28 protein-coding genes and 1 pseudogene are annotated in these 25,890 nt (G+C 55.9%); 21 read left to right on the top strand and 8 right to left on the bottom strand.

The genetic code is table 11. The features are described from left to right. Window positions 1–106 precede the first annotated feature (106 nt). Window positions 107–472 (top strand): hypothetical protein, encoded by a 366-nt coding sequence (locus C814_RS07820; protein ID WP_016315111.1) that lies wholly within the window; start codon window positions 107–109, stop codon window positions 470–472. A gap of 46 nt (window positions 473–518) precedes the next feature. Here C814_RS07820 and C814_RS22785 read toward each other — a convergent pair. Further along, window positions 519–1,278: pseudogene (locus tag C814_RS22785) on the bottom strand (IS5 family transposase). A gap of 183 nt (window positions 1,279–1,461) precedes the next feature. On the opposite strand from C814_RS22785, the gene C814_RS07810 reads away from it, so the two are divergent. The 7 genes from C814_RS07810 to C814_RS07785 all read left to right on the top strand — a co-directional run bounded on the left by C814_RS07810 (window position 1,462) and on the right by C814_RS07785 (window position 5,584). Beyond that, window positions 1,462–1,866 (top strand): zinc-finger-containing protein, encoded by a 405-nt coding sequence (locus C814_RS07810; RefSeq protein ID WP_016315108.1) that lies wholly within the window; start codon window positions 1,462–1,464, stop codon window positions 1,864–1,866. 29 nt (window positions 1,867–1,895) lie between these two features. Then, window positions 1,896–2,447, top strand: coding sequence for a sigma-70 family RNA polymerase sigma factor (locus C814_RS07805; RefSeq protein ID WP_242828993.1), 552 nt, complete (start codon window positions 1,896–1,898; stop codon window positions 2,445–2,447). 20 nt (window positions 2,448–2,467) lie between these two features. Further along, the gene (locus C814_RS07800) at window positions 2,468–3,073 is read left to right on the top strand and encodes a hypothetical protein (RefSeq protein WP_016315106.1); all 606 of its coding nucleotides are present in this window, start codon (window positions 2,468–2,470) and stop codon (window positions 3,071–3,073) included. 112 nt (window positions 3,074–3,185) lie between these two features. Continuing rightward, window positions 3,186–3,521, top strand: coding sequence for a helix-turn-helix domain-containing protein (locus C814_RS0103800; RefSeq protein WP_016315105.1), 336 nt, complete (start codon window positions 3,186–3,188; stop codon window positions 3,519–3,521). Window positions 3,522–3,785: 264 nt separating this feature from the next. Beyond that, window positions 3,786–4,205, top strand: coding sequence for a single-stranded DNA-binding protein (locus C814_RS07795; RefSeq protein WP_016315104.1), 420 nt, complete (start codon window positions 3,786–3,788; stop codon window positions 4,203–4,205). 214 nt (window positions 4,206–4,419) lie between these two features. Further along, window positions 4,420–5,268 carry a hypothetical protein gene (locus C814_RS07790; RefSeq protein WP_016315103.1) on the top strand — a complete coding sequence of 283 codons (849 nt, stop codon included), beginning with the start codon at window positions 4,420–4,422 and terminating at the stop codon, window positions 5,266–5,268. A gap of 16 nt (window positions 5,269–5,284) precedes the next feature. Further along, window positions 5,285–5,584, top strand: coding sequence for a hypothetical protein (locus tag C814_RS07785; protein WP_016315102.1), 300 nt, complete (start codon window positions 5,285–5,287; stop codon window positions 5,582–5,584). Between the two features lie 3 nt (window positions 5,585–5,587). Here C814_RS07785 and C814_RS23420 read toward each other — a convergent pair. After that, window positions 5,588–6,345, bottom strand: a protein-coding gene (locus tag C814_RS23420; protein ID WP_155846327.1) for an IS5 family transposase whose coding sequence is annotated in 2 segments (ribosomal slippage) — window positions 5,588–6,027 and window positions 6,027–6,345 — 759 coding nt in all. Because the reading frame shifts where the segments join, the coding sequence is not laid out codon by codon here. Window positions 6,346–6,500: 155 nt separating this feature from the next. On the opposite strand from C814_RS23420, the gene C814_RS07775 reads away from it, so the two are divergent. The 13 genes from C814_RS07775 (at window position 6,501) to C814_RS07735 (ending at window position 19,218) form a co-directional block, all read left to right on the top strand. Beyond that, the gene (locus tag C814_RS07775) at window positions 6,501–7,880 is read left to right on the top strand and encodes an AAA family ATPase (protein WP_016315100.1); all 1,380 of its coding nucleotides are present in this window, start codon (window positions 6,501–6,503) and stop codon (window positions 7,878–7,880) included. A gap of 36 nt (window positions 7,881–7,916) precedes the next feature. Beyond that, a complete protein-coding gene (locus C814_RS22780; RefSeq protein WP_081644929.1) occupies window positions 7,917–8,159 on the top strand; it encodes a helix-turn-helix domain-containing protein in 243 nt (80 codons plus the stop codon). Beyond that, a complete protein-coding gene (locus C814_RS07770) occupies window positions 8,156–10,216 on the top strand; it encodes a cobaltochelatase CobT-related protein (RefSeq protein WP_022788218.1) in 2,061 nt (686 codons plus the stop codon). Before C814_RS22780 ends, C814_RS07770 begins: the two co-directional genes overlap by 4 nt. Before the next feature lie 15 nt (window positions 10,217–10,231). Then, entirely contained in the window at window positions 10,232–10,657 is a 426-nt protein-coding gene (locus C814_RS07765) for a hypothetical protein (protein WP_016315098.1), read from the top strand. Between the two features lie 62 nt (window positions 10,658–10,719). Further along, on the top strand, window positions 10,720–11,466 hold the full coding sequence (locus C814_RS07760) for a phage replication initiation protein, NGO0469 family (protein ID WP_016315097.1): 747 nt from the start codon (window positions 10,720–10,722) through the stop codon (window positions 11,464–11,466). A gap of 53 nt (window positions 11,467–11,519) precedes the next feature. After that, window positions 11,520–12,326 carry an N-6 DNA methylase gene (locus C814_RS22045; protein WP_016315096.1) on the top strand — a complete coding sequence of 269 codons (807 nt, stop codon included), beginning with the start codon at window positions 11,520–11,522 and terminating at the stop codon, window positions 12,324–12,326. After that, entirely contained in the window at window positions 12,316–12,834 is a 519-nt protein-coding gene (locus tag C814_RS07755) for a hypothetical protein (RefSeq protein WP_016315095.1), read from the top strand. Before C814_RS22045 ends, C814_RS07755 begins: the two co-directional genes overlap by 11 nt. Window positions 12,835–12,920: 86 nt before the next feature. Beyond that, entirely contained in the window at window positions 12,921–13,106 is a 186-nt protein-coding gene (locus tag C814_RS23415) for a hypothetical protein (RefSeq protein ID WP_155846326.1), read from the top strand. Window positions 13,107–13,141: 35 nt separating this feature from the next. Further along, complete coding sequence (ligA, locus tag C814_RS07750) at window positions 13,142–15,157, top strand: NAD-dependent DNA ligase LigA (protein WP_016315094.1); 2,016 nt, start codon at window positions 13,142–13,144, stop codon at window positions 15,155–15,157. Between the two features lie 64 nt (window positions 15,158–15,221). Beyond that, window positions 15,222–16,085 (top strand): BRCT domain-containing protein, encoded by an 864-nt coding sequence (locus C814_RS07745; protein WP_016315093.1) that lies wholly within the window; start codon window positions 15,222–15,224, stop codon window positions 16,083–16,085. 18 nt (window positions 16,086–16,103) lie between these two features. Continuing rightward, on the top strand, window positions 16,104–17,087 hold the full coding sequence (locus C814_RS22040) for a YkgJ family cysteine cluster protein (protein WP_016315092.1): 984 nt from the start codon (window positions 16,104–16,106) through the stop codon (window positions 17,085–17,087). 50 nt (window positions 17,088–17,137) lie between these two features. Next, complete coding sequence (locus C814_RS07740; RefSeq protein WP_016315091.1) at window positions 17,138–18,502, top strand: AAA family ATPase; 1,365 nt, start codon at window positions 17,138–17,140, stop codon at window positions 18,500–18,502. Window positions 18,503–18,720: 218 nt separating this feature from the next. Continuing rightward, window positions 18,721–19,218, top strand: coding sequence for a hypothetical protein (locus C814_RS07735; RefSeq protein WP_016315090.1), 498 nt, complete (start codon window positions 18,721–18,723; stop codon window positions 19,216–19,218). A 55-nt stretch (window positions 19,219–19,273) separates the two neighbouring features. Here C814_RS07735 and C814_RS07730 read toward each other — a convergent pair whose 3' ends face one another. The 6 genes from C814_RS07730 to C814_RS24065 form a co-directional block, all read right to left on the bottom strand. Then, the gene (locus tag C814_RS07730; protein WP_016315089.1) at window positions 19,274–20,131 is read right to left on the bottom strand and encodes a tyrosine-type recombinase/integrase; all 858 of its coding nucleotides are present in this window, start codon (window positions 20,129–20,131) and stop codon (window positions 19,274–19,276) included. A 246-nt stretch (window positions 20,132–20,377) separates the two neighbouring features. Beyond that, the gene (locus C814_RS07725; protein ID WP_016315088.1) at window positions 20,378–20,641 is read right to left on the bottom strand and encodes a hypothetical protein; all 264 of its coding nucleotides are present in this window, start codon (window positions 20,639–20,641) and stop codon (window positions 20,378–20,380) included. A gap of 200 nt (window positions 20,642–20,841) precedes the next feature. After that, on the bottom strand, window positions 20,842–22,053 hold the full coding sequence (gene dltD, locus C814_RS07720) for a D-alanyl-lipoteichoic acid biosynthesis protein DltD (RefSeq protein ID WP_016315087.1): 1,212 nt from the start codon (window positions 22,051–22,053) through the stop codon (window positions 20,842–20,844). Between the two features lie 46 nt (window positions 22,054–22,099). Beyond that, entirely contained in the window at window positions 22,100–22,777 is a 678-nt protein-coding gene (locus C814_RS07715) for a DUF4405 domain-containing protein (protein ID WP_016315086.1), read from the bottom strand. Between the two features lie 17 nt (window positions 22,778–22,794). Continuing rightward, complete coding sequence (locus tag C814_RS07710) at window positions 22,795–23,427, bottom strand: flavodoxin family protein (RefSeq protein ID WP_016315085.1); 633 nt, start codon at window positions 23,425–23,427, stop codon at window positions 22,795–22,797. Between the two features lie 17 nt (window positions 23,428–23,444). After that, complete coding sequence (locus C814_RS24065; RefSeq protein WP_016315084.1) at window positions 23,445–25,889, bottom strand: carboxylesterase family protein; 2,445 nt, start codon at window positions 25,887–25,889, stop codon at window positions 23,445–23,447. Window position 25,890 lies beyond the last annotated feature (1 nt).

Below are 25,890 nucleotides of genomic sequence, written 5' to 3'. Positions count from 1 at the left end.
TAAGACCACTGTGCCGGCACTTTTCTTTTTATCTGTAAACAGCTCGATTGTAATTTACTAAATCGTATAGTAGCAAATTGCATGGTTCAGAAAAAAGGAGGCTTTCATGACATCCCCATTAGACAAAACCACATTGACCAAACGCTTTTCAGAGCTCACCGAGGGCAACTGGCGCAATTCCTTTTATATCGACTGTTCCGCCTGCCCCTATGAGCGGCCGGAAGGCTGCGGAGATTTTCTCTTTGTGCCCGATGAGACCGGGCGGCCCTTCCTGTATCCGGTGTCCTATGCAGCTGAGCAGCTTGGCCCTATCGACTGGAGCGAATGCCTGGGCCGCATGAGCAACTTCATGTTCCGGGAGCTTTACCACCGGTGGCTGAATACCAGGACCCTTGAGAGAAACTGCTGTCCCCTCCGGAAGATGGTCCCCTGCATCGCTTGGCGGTACCGGCAGGGCGACTTTGACAAATAAATATCATTTTGTGCTAGGGCTTGTTTGAAAAATAGTGAAGGCTGAGCTAAATCAACAAAATAGCGATAGCGGCAATGTAAACGAAAGCGAGAAAAGACGCATCCAATTTGTCATATCTGGTGGCGATTCTGCGAAACCATTTGAGCTTTTGGAAGAAGCATTCAACCAAATGACGCTCTTTATATAAGCACCAGTCTACCGGCCATGGCTCAGAAACATTGCTCTGCGGTGGGATCACATAGCTGGCTCCTTGTTCCGAGATGTAAGCTCGGATCGTCTTTGCCCCATAAGCCCGGTCTGCTAATACATTGCTGCCGCTGATTTTTACCTTTTCCAGCAGTTCAACAGCGTGGACTGAATCATGGTCATTCCCTGCAGACAGCATGAATTCAACCGGATTCCCCAGTCCATCCACAATAGCGTACAGCTTTGTGTTCAACCCACCTCTGGTCCGCCCAACTGCCTTATCCGCCGTTTTTTCCCCCTCCGTTGGCACTCTCGTGAACCTTGATGCAGGTAGAGTTCAGGCTCAGGTTTTCCATATCCGCATCTGCGGTCAATGCGCGAAATATGGTTTCCAATGTACCATCGTCCCGCCATTTGGCAAATCGGGCATACACAGACTGCCAGGGGCCATACGCCTCCGGCAATTCGCGCCACTGTGCTCCGCTGCGGACGATCCAAAGCATCCCATTGAGCATATTTCGATCATCTTTCCGAGGTCGGCCTCGTTTCCCCGTCCTCCCTGCTGGAAGCAACTTCTTCACGCGTTCCCATTGTGCTTTTGTCAATTCATATCGCTTCATAGCTCTATTTTCGCACTTTTATTTGGTTTGTGCAATATTTATTTTTCAAACAAGCCCTAAATCTATGCAAAAACCAAAGCCAAACCTATATCTTTCCAGCCCTTTCACCGGTAAAATATTAGATAGAGGGCGCAATCAAAGCGCAAACCTTCCGTAATCATACGCAAGAAAGGAGTAATCGAAATGTCTAAAAGAAAAAGGAATCCCATTTGTCCCTACTGCGGCAGCCCCGCAGTGCTGCGCCCGGACAGCTTTGTCCATAAGGATGCGGGCAGAGGCCGTTACCTGTATGTCTGCTCCCATTACCCGGAGTGTGACGCCTATGTATCCGCCAACGAAAAGACCAGGGAGCCCATGGGGACGCTGGCCAACGGCGACCTGCGGCACAAAAGGATTGAAGCGCACCGGGCCTTCGACCAGATCTGGCGCCATCGGATCATGAGCCGGGCCAACGCCTACCGGTGGCTGCGGGAAAAGTACGGGCTGCGGGAGGACCAGGCGCATATCGCCTGTTTTTCGGATTATATCTGCGACGATCTGATCCGCGAATGCCAAAAGGCATTGCGGGCAAACTGGATTGCAAGCTGACAGCGAGGAAAGGAGGTATCACCGTGAAAATGACCTTGGAGCAAAAGGACCTGGTGGTTCAAAACCTGAACCTGGTCAATGAAGTGATCTACTACCGGGTGAAACGGAACCCCTGTGACCCGGACCACGACCTGGAGGATCTACAGCAGATCGGCCGGCTGGGGCTGTGCCTGGCCGCACAGGGCTATGACGGCGTCCGCCCCTTCCCCGCCTATGCGCGGGAGGTGATCTGGCACCAGCTGCTCCACCACTTCAAAGACCTGAGCCGGAATCCGAAAACCCTTTCCATGGAATATGAGACCGATGGCGGGCTCTCGTTTTCGGAGTCCCTGGCGGATGAGGCTAATGTTGTTTATGAGGCCGAAAACCGGATGAACCGCGAAGAGCTGAAGGCGCTGGAGGAGCGGTACCAGGGAACGGTACGCAAGGGGATCCAGGCCATGGGGCTCAAGCTGGACGGCCTTTCCGGCTCGGAGATCGCAAAGCTCTACCGTGTGAAGCCCAACCATGTCAGCGCGTGGATCTCCAGGGCACAGCATCGGCTTTTACAGGACCAGACATTGCTGAAATTGGTCTCCTGAATTTGGAGGGAGGGACTTTGATGATCACATACTACGCCGCCATGGGGAAATACCGGCTGGAGCAGTTTGATGGCGGGAGCCGACCGGTCGTCTTGATTGCCGGAAACGAGTACGGCGTCACCATTCCGGAGTATATTCTGTGGAACGCACTGCTCTGGAACATCCTAAACTATGACGCCTTGAGGACCGACTGCCTGCAAAAAGCGCGGCGGTTTCATATCCCAATGGCAGAGGCTGACTTTGACCGGATCCTGGAACGGCTGCTTTTCCGTGGGCTCATCAGAAAGGGGCAGGGCTTTACCGGAGCGGCCGCATTACAGGAGCTTTTCCGTGAGGTCTGCCTGATCCCCATCCAGCTTTCCCCTTTACAGAAGATGAAAGGCTTCCTGGGGCTTCTGCTGGACGGGTATCCCCTTCGGGTCGCCCGGCATATCTTTGGACCGGACCGGTTGAGCAATGAGGAAAAAGCGCTCTTAAACACGCTCCTGGTTTGTCCGGCGCTTTCCTTCTCTCCGCCACAGCTTTTGCCGGCTGCCGCGAACCTCTATCTGAAGCGAATGGTGGTTTTGGAGCGTGAGGAATATTCCAGGGAGGGATGGTTTGGATATATACGGCATGAAATTTGATGTTTAGTTCCTTTTTTTCTTTATGAATTTGAACTTTATATCTATATATTGAAATATGCTTCTTTGCGGATAAATTCCTGTCACGGTATCATCTTATTATGGAGGTGATACAGTGGCAGGAATTCTTGTTCAGATTGGCAACAACATCCGCACCATTCGTATGGGGCAGGGCCTCAGCCTGGAGGAGTTATCCGGCCGCTGTGGCATCGATGCCGCTCCCCTCAGCAAGCTGGAGCGCGGGGAGAGCAACGCCACCGTCCAGACCCTTGACCGTGTTGCGAAAGGGCTGGGCGTGTCCTTGGTCGAGCTTGTGGATATTCGGGAATATCGGACCGGCAGGCTGGACGAAAACGCATGGTTGGACCTGCAGCGGCAGATGGGCAAGCTCAGCTCGCAGCAGCAGGGGGATATTCTGGCCTTTATTCGGATGGTTGCGAAGTGGGAATAAAAAGTGGGGCACTAAATATAGTAATTTGTTTTGCTTGACAACAAGATATAGTATATGGTAAACTAAAAGAGCAAATTGTTGTTAGGCTATCCCCTCACTTTGAGGGAGGTATCCAGGTAGGAGTTTTTATAGGTGTCAATCTAAAGATTGATACTGTGTAGCGCCAGTGGGGTCTTTATACCCTGTTGGCGTTTTTCTTTTGGTAAACACCGCGTCCACGGTTTTGCAAATACAATATGCCGGCAGGCAAGAAAGGAGCAGAAAATGATCACTACAATCAGCGCCATTGGACGGCTTGGGAACGACCCGGAGCAGAAGGTGAGCCTCAAGGGGACAGAATACATCCTGTTCGACCTTGCGGTGGACCGGGGATTCGGCGACCGAAAGGAGACCGACTGGTACCGCTGCATCGCCTTCGGAAGCGTCAGGGACCGTATCCTCAAGCTGAAGGCGGCCAAGGGATCCCTGGTCCATGTCATCGGCGCGCAGGAACTGGAAAAGTTTAAGCGCAAGGATGGCAGCGAGGGGATGGCCCCGAAAATCACGCTGTACGACCTGGAGTATGTCCCCAGCGGCGGGAAAAAGGAGGTACAGCCACAGCCCCCGGCGGCACAGCAGCCGCCCAATACCGGAAACGATGAGATCGAGGAGATCCGGGTTTCCGGAGATAAGCTGCCCTTTTAGTCCAATGGACGGGAGGGAAAATTGAGAGGAATTGTCAGACCCGCAAAGGCGGGATGATGGTTCCTCTCTTTTTTTATGTCCGATCCGAAAAACCGATTATTCCAATTTGCAGGTTTTTCGATGGGACGGGGCAGCGCGCAACGATGCCAGCACGCGCAGCGTGCGTATCGTCGATTTCTAATCGACAATGAGTACCAAAACAGGAGGAAAGCGTATGAACGGATTTAAGTTTACCGATCTCAAGTGTCTGGCGATGATGGTCCTCATCATCATGGCCTTCTGCGGCGACGCGGGACAGTATCTCCTGATGGCGGCCGCCCTTGTCTGGATGTTCGCCAAGGTTCTGGAGCTGCACCGCTCCCGGAGAAAGGAGCCGCCTGCCCAAAAGGGGAAGGCGGCTGCAAAACCGGCTGCCGCTCCGGCGGTCCAGCCGGTACAGGCAAGCCGCCCGGCGGCCCCTGTCCAACAGCCAAAGCCAGCCGTGCTCAGGCCCCAGCCAATAGACCCGGAGATGGAGAGAGTCATGCTCCGCCATATCAATTTCCGGATCACCGAAAAGCTGCAGGGCGCCTTCCCCTCCGCCGTATGGCGGTGGGAGACGGAAAGGCCCTTAGAGCAGGTGGTGAAGGGCAGTTCGGCCAGGATCCGGCTCTCCGGTGTCCCCGACTGGAACTTTGCGGATGTGCTTTTTGAACGCTCCGGCCGGATCCGGCTGGAAATGCTGTCGCTGCGCCCTCTGGAGGAGATGCAGAAGCCGGCAAAAGAGGGCCCCGCCGCAGACGGGGACCCGGACTCGGTCAATCTACGTGACTGGTACGACCTGTCCGCTTCGGCAGTGGTGCGGGCCACCATCGACGAGGTCTACACCCGTGGGTATCGGGAACTGCGTATCGCAGAGGATGGCGCTCTCTATGTGCTGGAACAGCAGGTGCAGGTGGGGCAGGGACAGCTTTCCTATCTGCCGGGCAAAAAGCTCTGGGCAGACCTGGTCCCGTTGTTTGAGGAAGATGATATTACCGCCACGGTGGAGGAGGACAGTATTCTCCTGACCTGGGCGAACTAAGTGAGGAGTGATCAAAATGGCAAAGTCAAAGCTGTTTGCCGATTGGACCTGGCGGCAGGAGCTGCCAAAGGAATTTGCGGACCCGTCTGTCCAGCCGAAACGCACGGATGTGTTCTCGAAATACAACAGCACCTCCAGCAAGCAGTCCTCTATGCACGCCCCCACCCTTCGGGCGCTGCTGGCCTATGCGGCGCTGGTGAACGCGGTGGAGCAAGGGGACCCTGTGGATGGATTGGGCGCTATCGGTAGCCAGAACGATGAACGGCTGGTGGCGGAATACCCTGGGGCCAAGCCGGAATGCGTGGTCTTTAGGTAGTGTTCACATAAGCACATCGACAATGAGAGCAAAAAAGACAAAAGCCAAAAAGATAATATCCAGTTTGTCATAGCGGGTAAAAATGCGACGAAATCGCTTGATACGGCGAAAAAGCCTCTCAACTTGGTTGCGCTGTTTGTACAGCTCTTTATCATAGTCCCAAGGATCTTTGCGATTGCTTTTTGGCGGAACAACAGGGATATAGCCAAGTTCCACTGCCAAAGCTCTTGTCTCATCCCCTTCGTAGGCCCGATCCATCAGAAGGTAAACCGGGTGATCCGCCGGACCGAGCTGCTGCAAAAGAGTACGGCCTTCAGGGCCATCTCCACGGTTTCCGGCAGACAACGAAAAGATTACCCCATCTCGATCAGATGCGGCGACCATATGAAGTTTGGTGTTCCACCCACCACGTGTTCTTCCGACGGCTTGCGCTCCGTTTTTTTCAGTGCACCCATTCCGTCAGGATGAACCTTGATGCAGGTGGAATCCAAACTGACCACGTTTACTTGGATTTTGATGATTCCCAGTTGCTGCAAACGCAAAAATGCTTTTTCCAAAACTCCCTTTTTCGCCCAGCGGTTTATCCGGACATAGATCACGTGCCAATCTCCGTATTCTTTGGGCAGGCTCCTCCATTTGCACCCATTTTCCATTACGTACAGCGCCGCATTCAATACATCCAGATTGCTGATTTTTGCTGCTTTCCGCTGTTTCGGAAAGCACTCTGCGATTTGTTCGTATTGTTCTTTCTTCAGTTCCATTCCCTTATTATAGCATATCTTCGTTTGTGTGAACAGACCCTAATAAGCGCAACTGCCGGTTCACCGCAGGGATCGTCCGCACCCCCGGCGACCCGCCGGGAGTCTACACTATCGGCGAGACCGCTTGTAGCGGGGATGCCCTGCTGTTCACCCTGATGCCCCTGTTCCTGGACGATGACGAATTTTCAGAAGGGTTCAAGGAGCTCTGCGAGGCGGCCAAAAACGGGTATCCCGACCTGGACTCCGCTTCGCGGGCGGCGATCCTGCTGTGCGATAATGTCTACCGCCGGATCGAGAACCATGCTGCGCTGCGGAAGGACGGCGTCAAGGTGGACATTCCCAGCACCGGGAATCTCTCCCAGCTGACCGAGATGGCCATGGCGAACAACACCTACGCGCCCACCGCTGTTCTGTACGGGGAGTTTCAGATCTTCGAGCCCGGCTCAGCCCCCGGTGCGCCATCGGTGGTGATCGCCCACAGCTCTTTTGCGGGGCAGCACCGGATGTCGAACCGCGGCTTTTCCCCGGCGGAAACAGGGATGATCCCGGTCCTGCCGGATTGGTATGTGATCCCCAAGGAGGTGGAGCAGGTCTGCCGGCATATTGCTCAGACCACCGGCTCCCAGAATCCCATGCGGAACATCATGTTCAGGGGGCCTGCGGGGACAGGCAAGACGGAGGGAGCCAAGGCTATTGCCGCCGGGCTGGGGATCCCCTATACCTTCCTCACCTGTTCGGCCAACACCGAGGTGTTCGACCTGCTGGGCCAGGTGCTTCCCAAGATGGACGCGGAGGCGGCGAATTGCTCCGGCCTTCCCTTGCTGATGGACATCCAGATGGACCCTGCGTCGGCCTACTGCCAGATGACCGGGGAATACCGGGAGGATGTCACCGAGAACGAGGTCCTTCAGAAGATGGTGGAGCTGAAGGCTCAGGAACTGGGAGACGGCTTAAACGGGAACAGCTTCCGTTATGTGGACACGCCGCTGGTCAAGGCCATGCGGTATGGCTACCTGGTGGAGCTTCAGGAGCCTACGGTGATCGCCAATCCCGGCGTCCTGGTAGGGCTCAACTCCCTGCTGGACCGGTGCGCTTCCATTACGCTGCCCAACGGGGAGCGGATCCAGCGGCACCCGGAAACGGTGGTCGTGGTGACCACCAACACCAGCTATGAGGGCTGCAAGGATCTGAACCAGAGTGTCATCAGCCGGATGAACCTGACCATCGACTTCGATGAGCCGGATGTGGACACCACGGTAAAGCGCGTGGCGGGCATCACCGGCTGTTCCGACCAGAAGCTGGTGCGGCAGATGGCGGAGGTGGTGCGGGACATCCAGCAGCGGTGCAGGGAAACGATGATCCAGGACGGGAGTTGCGGAGTCCGGGAGCTGATCTCCTGGGTGCAGTCGGCGATGATCCTGGGCAACCCATTTGAATCGGCCCTTTATACGGTGATCTCCTCCGCCTCAGCGGACCCGGAGAACCGGGAGGAGCTGATCAATACCTGCCTGGAGCCCATCTTCGCCAGAAGGTAAAGGAGGTGAACAGGATGAAAGAATGGAAAAGTAAAGATACCGGAAGCCTTTGACCCGTACCTGAACAACGAACTTTTTGCCAAAAGGCTCAAGGAACTGCGGCTGAGCAGATCCCCAAGGTTATCTCAGGAACGGCTTGCCAGGCGGCTGAAGGTCAGCCGGGCAACGCTGGCGAACTATGAGACTGGCCGTGTAGCGATCCCCCTGTGGTTCGTATGCGCCGCTGCCGAGTATTTCGGCGTGCCGGTCTCCGAATTTTTAGAAGACAGGAAAGGATGATGCAGATGGGGACCTCTCATCTTGAGATCAGAAAAAGGATCCTGGACGAAAAGGGCAGGATCACCGATGAGGAGTTGTTTTCTTCCCCGGCCTTTGCGGCCTATCTCTCGGACATTGGGGAGACAGTGGCCAAGCGGTATGGGCGGCCCTTCCGGGTAAAGACCTTTTGGGATACCGACCCCGGAGCGGACGCCGCCTGGACCGACAACCATACCATCACCATCAATACAGGGAATCATATCACCATGAGTTTCCCGGTCAGAGAGACCAAGGCCCTCAGTCTGGTGGGAATGCTGGCCCATGAAGCCGGGCATATCAACTACACCGACTTCCGGGCCCTTTCCACCTACCATCGGGCACTGGATCAGGGAAGATTCTATCCAAAGCGGATGAAAAACCTGACGCCAGCGGAGGAAAAGGCGGTGGAGGAATTGCAGCAGTTTGCGGCAGACGGCGACAAGGCTGCTCTGTCCGTGGTAGCTTATGTGGCTCATACCCTCTGCAATCTGTCGGAGGACACCTATATCGAGGAACAGATGTGCCGGAATTTCCCCGGCCGCTTGCGGACCGGTATCCTTATCAACCGGCAGCGAATGGGGGAACAGAGCATCAGCATTACAGAAATGCAGGACCGGCAGATGGGCGAGCTGTCCATCCTGATGAACCTGCTGATCCAGTATTGCTTCCAGGGCACCGTCAACAATGTGGATGGATACCGGGGGCCGCTTCTGGATGTGCTGAACGGCTGCATCCCCTACATAGACGACAGCAAGCTGGCGGAGGATCCCCGTGTCCGGTTTGATGCGGTCAACCACATCCTGCTGAAGCTGTGGGACTATCTGGCGCCTCTGATCGAGGAGGCCAGGAAGAAGCCGCCGGAGGAGGTCTTGCAGCAGCTTTCTGAGCAGCTTCAGGAGACCTCCAACGCCCCCAACGGAAGTGGCCGGCCGGTGGGCTACTTCGCCCCCAAGGAGAAAAACGACCCCAACAGCCGGTTCGATGTGAACGGGGTGAGCGAGCAGGACGGCGACCGCATCGCCCTGACCCAAACCGCTGACCCGGAGGCCGAGACCGGTGGTTCTGTCGCCTTCGACCAGAACTACGGCGGGGCCGGGTATGAGGAATGCGGGAAGGACATCGACCGGCTGCTCTCCAGTGTGGCGGAGGACCGTGTCAACACGCGGATGGAACAGGAGCTTACCGAAGAACTCCAGGCAGAAGCCAACCATATCCACTATGGGAATGCCCATCTGGGCATCCATGTGACGGTGAACCGGATGAGTATGGTGCCGGAATATCTGGCTCAGGAATACAGCCGAATTTCGGCGCCCCTGCTGCTGCTCTCCAAACGGATGCAGAAGCAGGTGCTGCAGGTGCTGAAGGACCGCAGGCAGGGTGGCAAACAAAATGGCCTTCTGATGGGCCGGCGGCTAGAGGCCAGAAGCCTGGTGCGAAACGATGGGCGGTATTTTTACAAGAACAATCTGCCCCAGGACAAGGCGGAGCTGGCAGTAGCGCTGCTGGTGGATGAATCCGGCAGCATGGGCTGTCTGGACCGGATCACTACGGCGCGGGCGGCCAGCATCGTCATCTACGACTTCTGCAAAAGGCCGCGTATCCCCGTGATGATCATGGGCCATACCGCAGGCGGCAAGCAGGTGGAGCTTTTCTCCTACGCTGAATTCGGCTCCATCGACGGCAAGGACTGTTACCGCATGATGGATATGTCCGCGAGAGGCTGCAACCGGGACGGCGCCGCCCTGCGCTATGTGGCGGAGCAGCTGGTCAAGCGGCCGGAGCAGCACAAGCTGCTGATCCTTATTTCAGACGGGCAGCCAAACGATGACGGATATACCGGAACAGGGGCGGAAGCCGACCTGCGGGGTATCCGCCGGGAGTACACCAACAAGGGTGTCACCCTGTTCGCTGCGGCGATCGGGGACGACCGGGAGAACATCGAACGCATCTACCAGGAGGGGTATCTGGACATCACCGATCTGAACCAGCTGCCCCAGAACCTGGCCAGGCTGATCGCCCGGTATGTTCGGGTGGCGTAGAAAGGAGTGGCCGTATTGGCAAACTACTATGGTTTTACCCGCATCAACTATTTTGCGGTTAAGGATGAAGAAAGGTTCCGGCAGGTGGTTGCTTCCTGCCAGGCCAGCAAGGAAAATCCCGAAGTCTGGGAAGAAGCGGTGGATGGTCAGACGCTGTTTGCGTTTGGCTGTTATGGCAGCCTTTCCGGCCTGCCCTGCGGCGATGAGGAAGACTATGAATGTGATCTGGGTGCTTTCCACAGCGCATTGCAGCAGGTGGTCGCCGATGGCCATGCAATCATCATTACCGAGGTCGGCTATGAAAAGCTGCGCTATCTGGTAGGCGACTGCACGGTTATCACTTCCCAAGAGATCACCTATACAAACCTGAGCGACATCGGGCTTGCGAAGGCAAGGCAACTGCTGAAAAATCCGCAGTACAATCCGGTTATGGAGTATTAAGACTGTGTACGAGCCGCATAGCGGCAGGAAATAGGCAAAAACAGAAAGCGAGGAAAAGAATCATGTTGATCGCAAAGGAAAACAGCGAGCGTATCCCCCCGATGCCCGAAGGTATGTATGAGGCCGTCTGCACCATGCTCATTGACATGGGGGTGCAGAACAATCCCCGGTTTGGCACCAGCTCCCGCAAGATCCGTCTTGTCTGGGAGGTGCTGGGCCAGACCGTCAAGATCGGCGACCAAGAGTACCCCCGGCAGATCTCCAAGGAGTTCACCAATTCCCTCTCGGACAAGAGCAATCTGCGTAAGGCGCTCCAGTCCTGGCGGGGCAAGTCCTTTACTCCCCAGGAGCTGAAGGGCTTTGACCTGCGTAAGGTCCTGGGTGCCGGGGCCGTCCTTCAGGTGATGCACAAGACCGGTGAGAACGGCGACTATGCCACCATAGAGACCATCATCCCCATGGTGGGAAAGAAGCCTCCGGCGGTAAAGCCTGTGGTCTTTGACCTGGACGATGCGGGTACTTATCCGACCTTCCAGAGCCTTCCCCGGTACATCCAGGAGGGGATCGCCAAGTCGGAAGGCTTCGAGTTTACCGGGCTCACGGTAGCGCCGAAGAATAACCAGACGCAGCCTCCCCTGCCGGATGATTCCAGTGCGCCCCCTGTTCATGGGGGTGGTATGTATCCCCCGGTGGACGACCAGTACGGGGAGCCCCCCTGTGGGCGGGTTTTACGACATCCCGGACCAGATGCCGGCAACGGTATTTTAAGGCTCCGGCTCCACAGGACGCCGCGGATGCGGCAGGAATAGAGGCAGGCGGGTAAAAAACCGCCTGCCTCTATATTTTCAATTTGGAAGGGGAAATGAGCTTGAAGAAAGATATTCCTGCGGAAATCATGAAGCAGATGGAACGGTTATCCGGCAGATTTAATAGGAGGCAGATTTTTAGGGATTTCCTTTATCTGACTGCTTACCAAATCAGTAACCGGACTGACCCGGTCCATCTGGAGAAACGGCTGAAACTGGCAAGAGAGGTTTGGAAGAACTATTCCAGCCAGGAAATCGCTTTATTTTCAAGCATCTTGGAACTTTTCCTTGACGGGATCTCTCAAAATAGCGATATGGGACAGTTAGAGGATATTCTCGGTCCTGTTTTTGAACGACTGGGAAGTGGCAGCAGAGCTTTGGGCCAAGATTTTACCCCGGCCTCTGTTTGCCGTCTGATGGCAGGGCTGACCGGTGTTCCGGCAGAGGAAAAGGTCGTCACCCTGAATGAGCCCTCCTGTGGTTCTGGTTCTATGATCCTGGCCTATGCGGAAATGATGCAAAAACATGGGCGCAACTACTGCTCAGAGCTGGTTGTTTTGGCTCAGGACCTGGACATCCACTGCGTTTTGATGGCCTACATCCAGCTTTCCCTTTATGGCATTCCGGCGGTGGTTCTCCATGGAAATACCATCACCACCGAGGAGTTCGACCGGTGGTACACACCGATCTATATTCTGGACAGATGGGTTTGGAGAAAGCCGCTGGGGATGACCGGTAAGCGTAGTCTGGATGATGAAAAGCTGAAGGTCTGCCAGGAACCAATGTACGGCTTGATTCGGTACCCGGAGTGGATAAGCGTCCATAAGGCAAATGTGGAGGAGGCGTGCTGCAATGCGGTCTGATGACAGCATAAAAGTATCCTGCCTGAATGGGAAACTACAGGTTGGCGATATGGTCCTGTCCATACCAGCCTGCGACTATCCCAACATGGTAGGCGTGGTAATTGAGATCCATCCCCTTGGTTCTCCGGAGCATGATTCGGGGAACCCGGAGGACGATGTCCTTGTAAACTTCGAGGGAGATTATTCTTTCCAGCGGATCAAAGAGATGGAAAAGCATTTTTCGGTGCTGTATGGCATTGAGAAAACATTTGAGGAGCTCCCCATTGATTCGGTGATCATGAGTCCTACGACCTTGCTACGAATCACCGGGATCGGTGAGGAGGTCTTGCAAGGGATTCTGGCGTTTGAGAAAAATGCCCAGTTATTTGGCACGACCCTTGTTAAGGGACACAAGCAGGCAGACAAAACCTTCAGCAAAACAGGTGGGATGGTGCCGTACAAAGAGCGGTCCACATCGGATGGAAAGAGCTTGACCTTCTGCTTTCAAAGCTCCTTTCTGGAATTTTAGGCAGGCAGATCACTGCTCATGCCTTTGGGGAAGAGTACAACAACTGGGCAACCTCTTTGATTTCCTCGCCCTTGAAGAAATGGGAAATGGAACTGCTGTTCCAAGTTCTCCGTGCAGGTGATTATGAGCGTGAGGCAAACTGGTATGAGATCGGCCCCATATCTGAATTAAGCCAAGGCTTGAGCAGAGAATTGGCAAGTTGTATCCTCCCTTTTTCAGCAGAGGATTCGCTGCCAGATGATGATGGAGTATGGTTCCTCTCAGGTATCTGAGGGAAGCCATACCAAATAAGGAAAGGATGTTTTATATGGATAAGATCACACAGATACATGAACTGGTTGCAAAGCTCAACCGGTACCGGCACGAGTATTACAACCTGGCGGCCCCTTCTGTCTCCGATGCCCAGTACGACCTGCTTTTTGACCTGCTGGCCTCGCTGGAGAAGGAGACAGGCTGCGTCATGGCCAACTCCCCCACCCAAACGGTGGGCTATCAGGTGGTAGACGGTTTGGAAAAGGTTTCACACCCCATCCCCCTGCTTTCCCTTGATAAGACCAAGTCGGTGAAGGAGGTATCGGCCTTTATCGGGAGCCGCCCGGTGATGCTCATGTACAAATACGATGGCCTGACCGTGAAGCTGGAATATGAAAACGGCAGTCTGGTGCGGGCCTCCACCCGCGGAAACGGCGATGTGGGCGAGGACATCACCCATAACGCGCCGGCTATTGGCGGCATCCCTCAGCGGATCCCCTACCGGGACCAGCTGGTGGTGACAGGCGAGGCATATATCCGAAAGGGTGATTTTGAAAAGGTAAAGGCGAATCTGCTGGACAGCTCCGGCAGGCCCTACAAAAACTCCCGTAACCTTGCGGCGGGCTCGGTCCGCAGTTTTGACGCTTCGACCTGTGTCCAGCGCCGCCTGCGGTTCAGCCCCTTCGGTGTGCTGGAGGGCCTGGACGACCTTGCGGCCACTCCCAACAGCAAACACGCCAAGCTGGTTGCCTTGAAAGCTCTGGGCTTTTCCGCCTGCGGCCATTTCCTGCTGAAAAATCCCACTCCGCCCATTACGGCGGATGAACTGGAACAGTGGATCGGCAACCTGCAGAACAAGGCAAAAGCAGAAGGCATTCCCATAGATGGGATCGTGGTTTCCTTTGATGAGATCGACTATTCCCGTTCTCTGGGACGGACAGGGCACCACTATCGGGACGGCCTGGCCTTTAAGTTTGACGATGAGCTGTATGAAACGGTACTGCGGGAGATCCAGTGGAATCCCACCCGCACCGGCCTTACCAGCCCGGTGGCGGTTTTCGACCCGGTAGAAATTGACGGGGCAACCGTTTCCCGCGCAACGCTGCACAACATCAGCTATATCAAAAAGCTGCGTCTGCGGCCCGGCTGCCGTATCCTGGTCTGTAAGAGGAATCTCATTATCCCCCATGTGGAGAAGAATCTGGATAGCGGCAAACGGATCGGCCCGGAGGAGCTGCCAACGGCCTGCCCCTGCTGTGGCGGTCAGGCTGTCATCCAGACATCGGAAAAGCCCAATGAGGATGGTATCTGTGTGGAAACACTGGTCTGCAATAACCCAGACTGCCTGGCTAAGCATATCGCCCGGCTGACCCATTTTGTAGCCAAGCCGGCGATGAACATAGAGGGGCTGTCCGAAACCACCCTGGAGAAATTTGTGGACCGGGGCTGGATCCATTCCTACCCAGATCTGTTCCATCTGAACGAACACAGGGAAGAAATTCTGGAGATGGACGGCTTTGGCCCCAGGTCCTATGATCGGCTGTGGTCGGCAATCCAGGCGAGCAGGAAGGTCACCCTTGAGCATTTTCTGGTGGCCATCGACATCCCCATGATCGGCAAGACGGCCAGCAAAGCTATCGCCCGGTATTTTAGCGGTGACATTGCGGCCTTTGAGCAGGCTGTCCGGGAGCGGTTTGATTTTACCCAGCTGCCGGATTTCGGGGATACCCTCTGCGGGAACATCTATGATTGGTTCGAGGACAAAGGGCATCAGACCCTTTGGGGAGCAATGAAAAGGGAGGTCGTTTTTATGGATATGGAGATCAAAAAGGCTGCGGAGAATCCGTTCTCCGGCAAAACCGTTGTTGTGACCGGCACGCTGGAGAATTTCACCCGCGCCGGTATCCAGGCCCGGATCGAGGAGCTGGGCGGCAGGGCTGCCGGCAGCGTCTCCAAAAAGACGGATTTCGTTTTGGCCGGAGAGAAGGCGGGCAGCAAGCTGTCCAAAGCGAGAGACCTGGGGATCACGGTCATCACCGAGGAGCAGTTCCTCCAGATGGCCGGAGAATAACACGAAAAAGGGGTGTCGGGGGCTCGTTCCTCCGGCACCCTGATTTTCAGAAAGGAAAATGAAGATGGAACAGAACTTCAGAGTCGTTGTCTGTGATGGCAAAAAGCTCATGCGGCTTGACCCAGCCGATTTTGGCGTTCCGGTAAGATTGGGTATCCCAAATAGGATCGGCAGAGAAAACCGGCTTGCCAACGCTGTCTATATCCTTCTTTCTTCTCCAAGGCCCCAAAGGGTCTGCTGGATGGGCGCCTTCGCCGATGAGCCTTATCAGCCCGGCATCGACCTTTATGCGGATGCCCTGCCGGAGGAAGAATTCATGGAGTATTACGAAACAGCGTGGGGCAGAGTCAGCGCCGGCCGGATCATCTTGCCAAGACAGTTCGCTCCGGATATGCTTCAATTCGCCGTTCAGATGGAAACAAAAGAGGCATATCTCATCAACCACAGCAAAATGGATTACCTCGATATGAGGAATTATATCGGCTTCAACCGTTCCGGAGACAGCTGCCCGGACCCACTCCCCCTGCTGACGGCCTGCGGGAACGGCCGGGGGGACAGAGAGTATCCGCCCTCTGCTCCCGGAGCGGAACAGATAGGCACATGGGCCTTCGACCTGCTTTCCTATACCAACAAGAAACCGGATGGGGAGTATCGGGAAACGAGGCCCTGCTTCAAAGAGAAACGAACCACCGTCCTTGGTTCCCTTGCGGGGAAAACGGTGGTCTTAACCGGGACGGTTCCCAACTACACCCGGTCGGAGGTGGAATTTATGATCCAACAGGCCGGCGGGAAAATGGGAGCTTCCGTGACCCGTTCCACCGATTACCTGGTGGTAGCGGATAAGCCCGGCGCGACCAAGCTGAACGAGGCCGCCGCTCTTGGCATCCCACAGATCACGGTTTCGGACCTTATGGCTATGCTGGATTAAAAAAAGGAGAGAGAAGAAATGGCAGGAGAATTTAGAAAAGATATTGACTATATCATGAGCCACAAGATGGGGTTGGACGATACCTTCCGGTTCCGCTGCAAAGCCTGCGGTAAGTGCTGTAAAAACCGGGAGGATGTGTTGCTGACTCCCTACGACCTCTTTCGGATCGCCCGGTATCTGGGGCGGACCCCTTCTGAAATTATAAACCAATACTGCGATACCTACATAGGGCCGGACAGCCATCTCCCTGTGGTGCGGATCAGGCCGGTCCCACCGGACAATTCCTGTCCCTTCCTGCGGAACAAAAAGTGCATCGTCCATCAGGACAAGCCGATGGTCTGCGCCGTTTATCCCCTGGCCCGGATCGCCCAGCCGGGAGAACCTGCTCCCTTTTATGTGCTGCAGCCGGGGAATCCCTGCGGCGGCACCGACCGCACCGTAACAGTGCGCCAGTGGCTGGGCCATCTTTGCAGCGAGGAGGGGGAGCAGACCGGCATGATGTGGGGAGAATTGCTCGCTCTGTTTGTACGGGCCCTCCACTTTCTCTGGCCGCAGATGCCCGATGAACAGAAGGAAAGTTTTTGTTCCTCCCTCTTTGTGTTTCTCTATCTCAAATATGATGTCAAAGAGCCCTTTGCCCCCCAACTGAAGGCCAATGCTATGGGGGCGGTGATACTTTGGCAGAAGGAATTATCCTTTTCGGAGGTTCCGGCATGGTTCCCCATTGAGGAACTGCCGACAGGCGAGCGCCAGCAACACCTGCTTCTCTTAAAAGCCTACGGCCTCTACAAACGGGACTGGTGCGCCGCACGCGGCCTCCGTCCCGAACAGATTGACGAGGAGACTGGCGTGGACGGAAACTGCTATGCCTGCCTGGAGGAGTTCCAGGACAGCGAGTACCGGGACGCTTCCTATATGGAGGCGCTGCTGGAGCCAGGGGATTTTTTGCTCTGGAAGCAATACTTCCAAGCAGACCGCTCCTGCTGCCATAAATCTTGCTGACAACGAAAAAGGCTTATGATATAATGAACATAGGAACGAGGTGATTGACCATGACTTTTATTACAGGCGAACAGCTGGGCCTGCTTACAACTCCCAAGGAGCCGCGTCGCCAGCTGAATGACCTGATGAACTATTTAGACAGCCAGAACAATGGCTGCCTGCGTGTCTGCGCCTTATACGGACTGCGGCGGACGGGGAAAACCACCCTTCTGCTGCAAGCAATCAAGAAACTGCTGATGCAGGGCGTTTCCGCCAATGAGATCGGCTATTTCACCGGGATGAAGGGCGACAACTTTGACGACCTTTACCTGGAGTTGGAGGCCCATCAGGAGCTTTCCTATATCTTTATAGATGAGATCGGCTTTTTCGCCAACTTCTTAAAAAGCGGAAGCTATCTCTACGACACCCAAGTGCGGCTTTACGGCCACAAGGTCGTGATCGCGGGGACGAATCTGCTGGCCCTTTATGTGGCCGGGAAACGGACCCTGTATGACCGCTGCGATGTGATCCGAGTCCCCTACTTGAGTTTCTATGAACACTGCCGCTTTGTGCTGCAAACCGATTCCCCCAGCTTCGACCAGTTCAAAGAGTATATGAAGTCCGGGGGGCTGTTCCAGGCCCCGGCGGATATTCCCGACTATGTGCAGACCAGCATCACCGACTCCATCGTGGAGCTGTTCCACGAACAGTCGGAAAACGAAGTCTTTGTCTGGCTGAAGCCGGAGAATGAAACGGTGGACTGGAAGGGCTATGTCAACACGGCGCTCTTTCTCTCCAGCAACTATGTTTCCAACAAGAGCTTTCAGATGCCGGTCTCTCTGATCCAGGATTTTGAGGTGCTGGACGCCCAGATCTCCAAACAGGTGGCCAGGGACTTCAAAGAATACTTCAGCCTGAACCGCACAGACCGGGGATACCGGATGAAGCGGACCGAAACGGTGGCGCTGCTGGATTTCCTGGTGGACTGCGGTGTGATCACGGTGTTGCCCAATTTGTACGAGGACACCGAGCCCTACAAATGCTATGTGCAGGCGCCGTTCCTGCGGTTCCACTTTACCGAGAAGCTGCGGAAGATGACGGACGCCCAGATTATGGATGAACACAAGCCCTTGTTCGGCGATCTGCTGGAGGCGGCTGTTGTCAGCGAGTACCAGCAGAGCCACAAGGATGCAAACATCCGGTTTGCCCGCACCCATTGTCCCCCTGGAGGCGAGTTGGTGGCGGAGATCGACCTGATTGATCTGGGTGAGAAACGGGCTTTCGAGGTGAAGCTCACTGATGGGGCCAGCTACAAGGGATTCTCCCTCCTGTCCGAACGCCGGGAGCTGAAGGGATTCACCTTCACGCTGTTGGAAGGCGAAGGGTGTATGCGGCATATCTACCAGTGGGGGAAATCCCTCTATCGGAACGGATAACCGCTTCTTTTATGACAGGATTCGACAAAATTTCGGGGATGCCTGTGGAATAATATCCCTTGCACAAACCATTCCGAGGCGGTCGTTGGTTTATGCCGACGGCCGCTTCTTTGCTTTCCCGTTGTTGATGTTTAGTTCAAAATAATTTATTTTTAGTTCCATATTGTATTGCGGGGCCAAATGGTATAAAATAGTAGAATGAAAAGGAGGCTTGGCAGATGACCAGTGAAGCTATCGTAGCACAATTCGATGGACAGCAGCTGTTTGCCATCGTTGAGACAAAAATTGAAAAGTACCCCTACGCCGAAGAAAACGACGAGTATATGCCGGATTTCCTCCGTGTTTACAGCGAAAGCACCGAGATGGACTATGACCCCCATGAGGATATGACCTTTGATTCCTGGGAGGGGCTGGTTCGGAAGGTGTATGAAGGCCGCAAGGAACAACCGCCTGTGCCAGTCCGTTCGTTTGATGAACTGCTTGGCCAGGAGATGGACGGGCAGGAGGGCGAGAAGGTCCTCATTGACGGTGTGGTGAGCTACCTCTACTGCTACGGCCTGGAGAGCGCAAATCTCTACTGGGTCCGAGAGGTTCCGGTGTATGCCGCCTTCTGTGCGACCCGGCAGGAGGCGGAAAAGCTGCTGGAGGAAAACCGCGATCAGCTGCGGGATCCCAAAGTTCAGCCCATTCTTCTGGGGAAGCTGCTGGAACGATAATTCTATCTATGGCATAGAAAAAGGGACAGTCCATTTTCTTGGGCTGTCCCTTTTTTCATAGGCTGTTAGCCTTCTCCTTCATCTTCTGCACAGAGGGATTGGTATAGCGCAGGGTAGTGCGGACATTGGCGTGTCCCGCCTGATTGGCCAGTTCGGCGATGGTATAGGCGCCGGTTTCCAGCGCATGGGAGCAGAAGAAATGCCGCAGAGTGTGCGGGGTGATGACTTGTGAATATTGGGCGCAGATCTGATTGACCCGGCTTCGGTGCAGCTTGGGCGCCTGGCGGCTCACAAACAGATAAGGGCTGTCTGTATAACGCTGCCGGGTTCGCACCGGAAGGTATTCCCGAACCGCGTGGACCACCTTATCCCCCAGATAGACGATTCGCTTTTTCCCTCCTTTTCCTTTGCGGACGGCCAGCTCTTTGCTGGTCAGGTCAACATCTGCCAGTAGAAGCCCCACCATTTCGCTGTCCCGCAGTCCCGCATAGGCAAGCAGCGTCACCATAGCGTAGTCCCGTTGGCAGAGCTCCTTCCCGGAGGCCAGGATCGCCTGCCGGAAGGCGTCCACCTCCGCCTGGCTGACGGTGCCGGGGCTGGCGTAGCTTGCCTGCACCGGGATATAGTCCGTTTCCCGGTCGATGACCAGCTGCTCCTGCCGGCCGGAGGCAACCAGGAACCGGTTGTAGCTCATCAGGGCGGCCAGCCTGGCGTTGACCGACTCCTCCTTCAGCTTGCGGATATGGATGAGGTAGGATTTATAGTCCAGAATATTGGGGCGGTACAGTTGTGTCATTTCAAGGCCGAAGCTGTCCTGATACCATTTCCGGTATCCCTCCACCGCCAGCAGGTAGGTTTCGATGGTATTGGGCGAGCGCCCAAGGGATTCCAAATAGTGCCGGTATTCTTCCATGTGCTTTTCCTCCAGATGGTCTTTTTCTATCCATAGGAGGAAAGAGGGGAATTTGCAACAGGGGTTCAATTTATTTATGTCGAACTCGTTTTTCCACGGAAGCCCGGCAGTTATGTTGAACTGGAAGGGGAAAACAACAGAAAGGAAAGGGGCCAGCTCAACATAAATAACCTTATGTTGAACCGGCCCGGCGAGCTTTTATTGACGACAGACCGACAGGGCAGCAGGATTTCTGCTGCCCTGTTGTTATCCAAAGGTTTTACCGCCATAGGAGAACTGATACTCGTGGACCGCCTTCAGATATTCCGGGAAAAGGCTGTCATCCCTCTGTTCTAACCGCTGGATGCCGAACTTTTGGTTCAGCTCCAGGCTCATATGGCGTTTGATCATCTTTATGTAGAGGGAGGTAGTTGTGCTCTCAAACTCTCTGCAAATTTTGGCGGAGAGGACCCTGGCACGCCGGTCCTTCTCTTTTTTGATATAGTACAGATGGGATCTTGAGAGTAACATTTGATGACCTCCATTCCTTAATAACAATAGGGACCAGTTTTTTTGAATATTAGCGGCAAAGGATTGCTGTCCATCATCAAAACGCACTATACACAAAAGCAATCTCCCCCTCCAGAGAGAGAAGCCAGAAAAGGAGCAATCCCACCGCCGCCAGCAGATACCAGCCGTACCGGGCGGCGGCATGGGCAAATACCCACTCCTTACCCGCCGTAATAATATTCGATAAGCGCTTTATCAACCGCAAGCCACCCCTTCCATCCCAGGTGCATGGTGTCGCACATAAAATATTCCTCGTACTCGTGCCCGGTGAGATCCAATGTCTGAACACCGTATTCCGCCGCAATCCCCCGGACATTTTGGTAGTACTCCGCCCGGCGGTCCGCGCCAAAGCCGGTGTAGTCGCTCCAGGGCCCGTGGAGCGGCACATGGATAAACAGCGGCTGGATTCCTTTTTCCCGGCAGACAGCGAAAAGCATCCGCAGGTCGTCGTATTCCTTAGATTGAGAATAGCTGAGGTCTGCGTCCCGGTCTCTCTGCCGCTCCAGCCGGGAGCCAATGTAGGTGGTATAATAGTCGTCCAGCATCCAGAAGTCGTTGTTGCCGCTCATGGCTTTGCCCTCGGTGATGGCGGCTTCTTCCTCGGCGGCCCAGTCGATGGCGGGCAGCTTTCCGGGGACAGAGAAATCCTCACCAGCTGCCAGAATATCCCGAACCGAAGCCTTGTCCTTTAATTCGTACAGCCAGCGTCTGGCGACATAATAGGGGGAAAGAATCGCATTTCCTATGCCGGAAAGAAGGGCCGGCTCTGCGGTATGCTCGGCCAAAGCGGCGATGGCCGGGTCCACCGGAGCGGCATCGGGCAAAGCCTTGTATTCCTCCATCAACTCTGCCACCCGCCGGGAAAGGTAGACCTTCACCTCGTCCGAGAGGGAGTCGTCTGCCAACAGCTCCAGGTACCCCTGGACAGAAAAGTTCGCCATAAACAGGTCCGGGGCGATGCCGCCCTCCACATAGGACTGGGGGGAGGTGATCAGCACCACCCTTTTCCCTCGAAGAGAGTCCCCGGAGGCGGCAATTTGCAGGGCGTGGATCAGCGACTGGCAGGAGCCCCGTCCGATGAGGTCCACCTGAAAGCCCGCCCGTTTCCCGGCGAAGAAATTGGCCGGGTGGGTGGAAATTTCGGCGGTCCGCAGCTCACTGGAGCCGAAAAGGAGCAGCGTGTCCTCCTGTCCGGCGGACTGCTCCACCAGATAAGTCCCGGTGATCTTTTCAGTATGGTTCACATCTCCCACGCTGTCCCGCCAGGGGGGCATGGTGCCGGTGACAGCGGCCCCTGCCCCCAGAAAGGTCAGGGAAACCGCCAGGAGCAGCGCCAAGCTGGGAAGGAAAATCTGTTTTGCCGCCTGTCTCATGCCTGTTTCTCCCGAATCAGAGCGGCAAGAAGCCGTTTCACCAGCGTCATTTTTGTCCTCCCTTCCGGGGCCGGGAAAGTTTCCGAAGCAGCAGCCCCAAATAATGCCCCGTCCAAACGAACAGGCCCATAATGGCCAGATAATCCAGGAAGAAAAGGACCAGCGGTTCTTCAAAGTCGAAGAAGGCAAACTGGATCTGCCCCAGAAGGTAGGCCCCCACCTCCCGGCGGAGGAAAGCGGTAACGCCAAAGAGGGCCACCGCGGCTCCTGCCACCGGGAGAAGGACAGCTTTTCCCCGGAAAGCCTTTCCCAGTGGGGGCAGCACCATCGACCAGTGGAGCCCCAGGTGCAGGCTCATCAGGACGAAATTCCAATAAGCCCCCAGCATATGGAGGCCGCGGGCCCAGTAGGCCCCTCCCTGGATGGGCAGGAAGGTGAACAGATGCCGGGAAAGCATTACGCCGCTTACTCCCTGGACCACCATCAAAAGGAAGATAGCCGCTGCCAACGCCGTCTGGAACACGCGGTAGGGGCTGTACCGCCCCCGGAACAGATTTTTATGCCAGCTCCGGTTCAGAAGATGGTGGGCCACAAACAGCAGCAGCATCGCAGTACCGGTAATCTCATGGGTGGTCTGGCCGATCAGCTCATAGGCCATAAGCATCAGAAGGGCCAGGGTCATCAGGGCGTCTACCGTTATTTTCAGGGTTTGTTTCCTGCCCATCGGGGGCCTCCTTTCCCTTATCGGATAAAGTTGGTAAAGGTGATCTGCTCCTGCCGGGGAAGGGGGACGCCGGCCTTCTCCCCGGCCTCCTTACAACGGAGGAACCAGGCCATGTTCCGGGCCAAAAAGCGCATACACTGCATCCCCTCCAGGTCCTCCTTTACCTGGTCGGGGGCGGCACCGTGGACCATGTTCCAGTACCGGGAGGTGACGATGGGCATCTGCATGAGGCCGAAGTATTTGTTCATCTGGTCCCAGGTGGCGGTGGTTCCGGCCCGGCGGGCGGACATAATGGCCGCCGCAGGCTTCAGGTAAAAATTACTGCGTCCGCTGCAAAAATCGGCGTAAAACACCCGATCCAAAAAAGAGGTGATGGCACCGGTAGCCCCTGCCCAGTGAACGGGGGAGCCAAAGATAAAGCCGTCAAAGTCCGCCGCCAGGTCCAAAAACTCGTTGACCTTGTCGTCGATAACGCAGGCCTTTTTCTTGGCACAGCCACGACAGCCCAAACAGCCGGAAATGGGCTTGTTGCCGATCCAGCAGATCTCGCTTTCCACCCCTTCTTCCTTTAAGGTGTCGGCGATCTGGGTAAGGGCGGTAAAGGTGCAGCCGTTCTTGTGGGGGCCTCCGTTGACCAGTAATACTTTCATCTCAGACACTCTCCTTTTCATTCTGTGGGAAGTTTTGCGTATTCTTCGTCAGAAATGCGGTCGAACCATTCCACTCCCGGTTTATCCGGATTGGTATTGACCGCGATATGAGCAAAGGTGGTTCCGGCGCTGCCGCCGTGCCAGTGCTTCACGCCAGGAGGACAGAGGGCCACATCTCCCGGATGAAGCACCTCCACCGGCTGTCCCTCGATCTGGTGGTAGCCGATGCCATCGGTAGCGATGAGGATCTGTCCCCCTTCATGGGTATGCCAGTTGTTGATAACCCCCGGTTCAAACACCACATAGTGAAGTCCTGGCGCCCCCGCTGCGTTTTGTTCCTCCAGAACGGAGGAAAGGTAAGCCGTTCCACTGAAGGTGGGGCTTTGGAAGGGCTGCTCCCCTTGATGGAACATCAGGCTGTCTCCCTGTGTACCGCTTTCCACCTCTTCGGTGGTGAGGTTTGCATACTCCTCATCGGTGACAGGAGCATCCGGGGCGGCGTCTGCGGAGGGGGTGTAATGGGAGTCAAAAATTACGATCTGGGAAAACCAGCTGTCCGGGGCGGCCCCGTGCCAATGGCGAACCCCTGCCGGGCATTCCACCACATCCCCCTTGCGGATGATCCGGGCGGGCTTTCCCTCCTCCTGGTAGTATCCCACGCCGCCGGTACCAATGATGACCATACCGCCGTGGCTGTGCCAACTGCTCCGTGAGCCGGGGGCAAAGACGATGTTGTTGGTGGCGGGGAAATTGTAGGTGTCATCGTTCTGGATCATGGGGGCAAGGTAGGCGCTGCCGGTAAAGCTTGGCCCCAGCTCCATCCCGATGGGGAAGGTCACTTCCGCTTGGGTGGTAAGAATGCCGGTTTCCCCGCTGGCAGTATAATCGTAGTCCGGGGCCAGAAGGGCCATCAATTCCCGATCGTGGCCATGGACCAGCTCGGAAACGGTATCCAGCAGCATGGTGGCCCCGCCGTCATAGGTGTAGGGCTCCCACTCCGGCAGGCCTTGGGCAGCAGGAACGCCGCTGCGGGCAAAGGTTACCCAGGCCTGGCTCATCTGTTCGGCCAGAGCGGTCTCCTCCGGGGAGCCGGACGCATTGGCAAAGACATAGGGGATCTCTGCACCGTGATAGGAATTGCCGTAGGTAAAGACATAGGCGTAGACCGGCGCGCCGTCTTGGACCGCTTTATGGGTCATGATCTTGAGAAGGGGCAGACGGATCACTGTGCTGTCGATCTGTTCCGCGGTCAGTCCTTCCTTGGTCGGATAGGTTGCCTGAACAGCGGTATCTAACTCCGCCGTATGCTGAATGGGGTCGGCAGGAAGAAAGCCGCTCCATTCATTGAGATTACTGCCAATCAGCAGGGGGACATCCCGCCCCGCCTCGGCAAAAGAGGTCTCGGTAACCGGGTCAGTGGGCAGGAAGATACCATCCACCACCGGCTCCCAATCCATCGAATATCCTCCACCCAGAGCGGCAGGGATCTGAAGCTCCTCCCCCGTCTGCTGAAGAGCCTGGGCGGCTGCCTCTTCCAGCCTGTCTGTGGCAACAGTTTGCAATTCCTCCACATTCTCAGGGGAGATCTCCAGGATGGAGAGGAGGTTTTCTGCCAGCCTTGTGCTGGAAGCCTGGGTATTGAAGCGTACCCCCATCGTCTCGGTGGCGCCGCTCTGTACGATACCCTTATGGAACAATCCCTTGGCGGAGGGAGCGGTCATCAGCGTCAGCACCTTGGCCCCGCCGCCAGACTGTCCAAAGACGGTGACATTTTCCGGGTCGCCACCAAAGGCTTCGATGTTCTTCTGGACCCACTGGAGCGCCGCCACAATATCGGTGATTCCCACATTGGCGGAATCCTGATATTTTTCCCCATAGGCGGACAGGTCCAGATGGCCGAAGACATTGAGCCGGTGGTTGACTGCCACCACTATCACATCCCCGCTGCGGCTGAGCGCCTCTCCGTCATATCCCGCCTCGTTGCCGGAGCCGGAGGAAAAGCCGCCGCCATGGAGCCAGACCATCACGGGGCGCTTTTTCCCGTCCCGGATGCCCGGCGTCCAGAGGTTCAGATTCTGGCAGTTGTTGTCGGTGCCCTCCTGGCCGTCTCCTCCGCCCAGTCCGGGGATGGCGCCCTGGGGCGAGATGGGACCGTAGCTGTCCGCTTCCCGGACCCCTTCCCAAGAGTCTGCCGCAACGGCGGGGACAAAGCGCTCCTTTGCCTGAGCATAGGGAACGCCCAGATACCGGAGAATACCGTTTGTATCTGTACCGCGAACGAGTCCGGCAGTGGTTCGCACAACGCCCTCCTCCAGAACCTCCTTCGAGGCGGAGGAAGAAGCGGGAGGTTCCGATTGAGAGCTTTGCTGGGAAGAGGGGGCCGGCTGCTGTCCGCAGGCGGTCAGGGACAGGATCATCGCTCCTGCCATCAGGACGGATAAAATTTGCTTTGTCCGTTTCATG

The sequence above is a fragment of the Anaerotruncus sp. G3(2012) genome (assembly GCF_000403395.2).
Lineage (GTDB): Bacteria > Bacillota > Clostridia > Oscillospirales > Ruminococcaceae > Anaerotruncus.
Note: the sequence above shows the minus strand (reverse complement) of the source record. Positions and strands in the feature narration are given on the sequence as shown.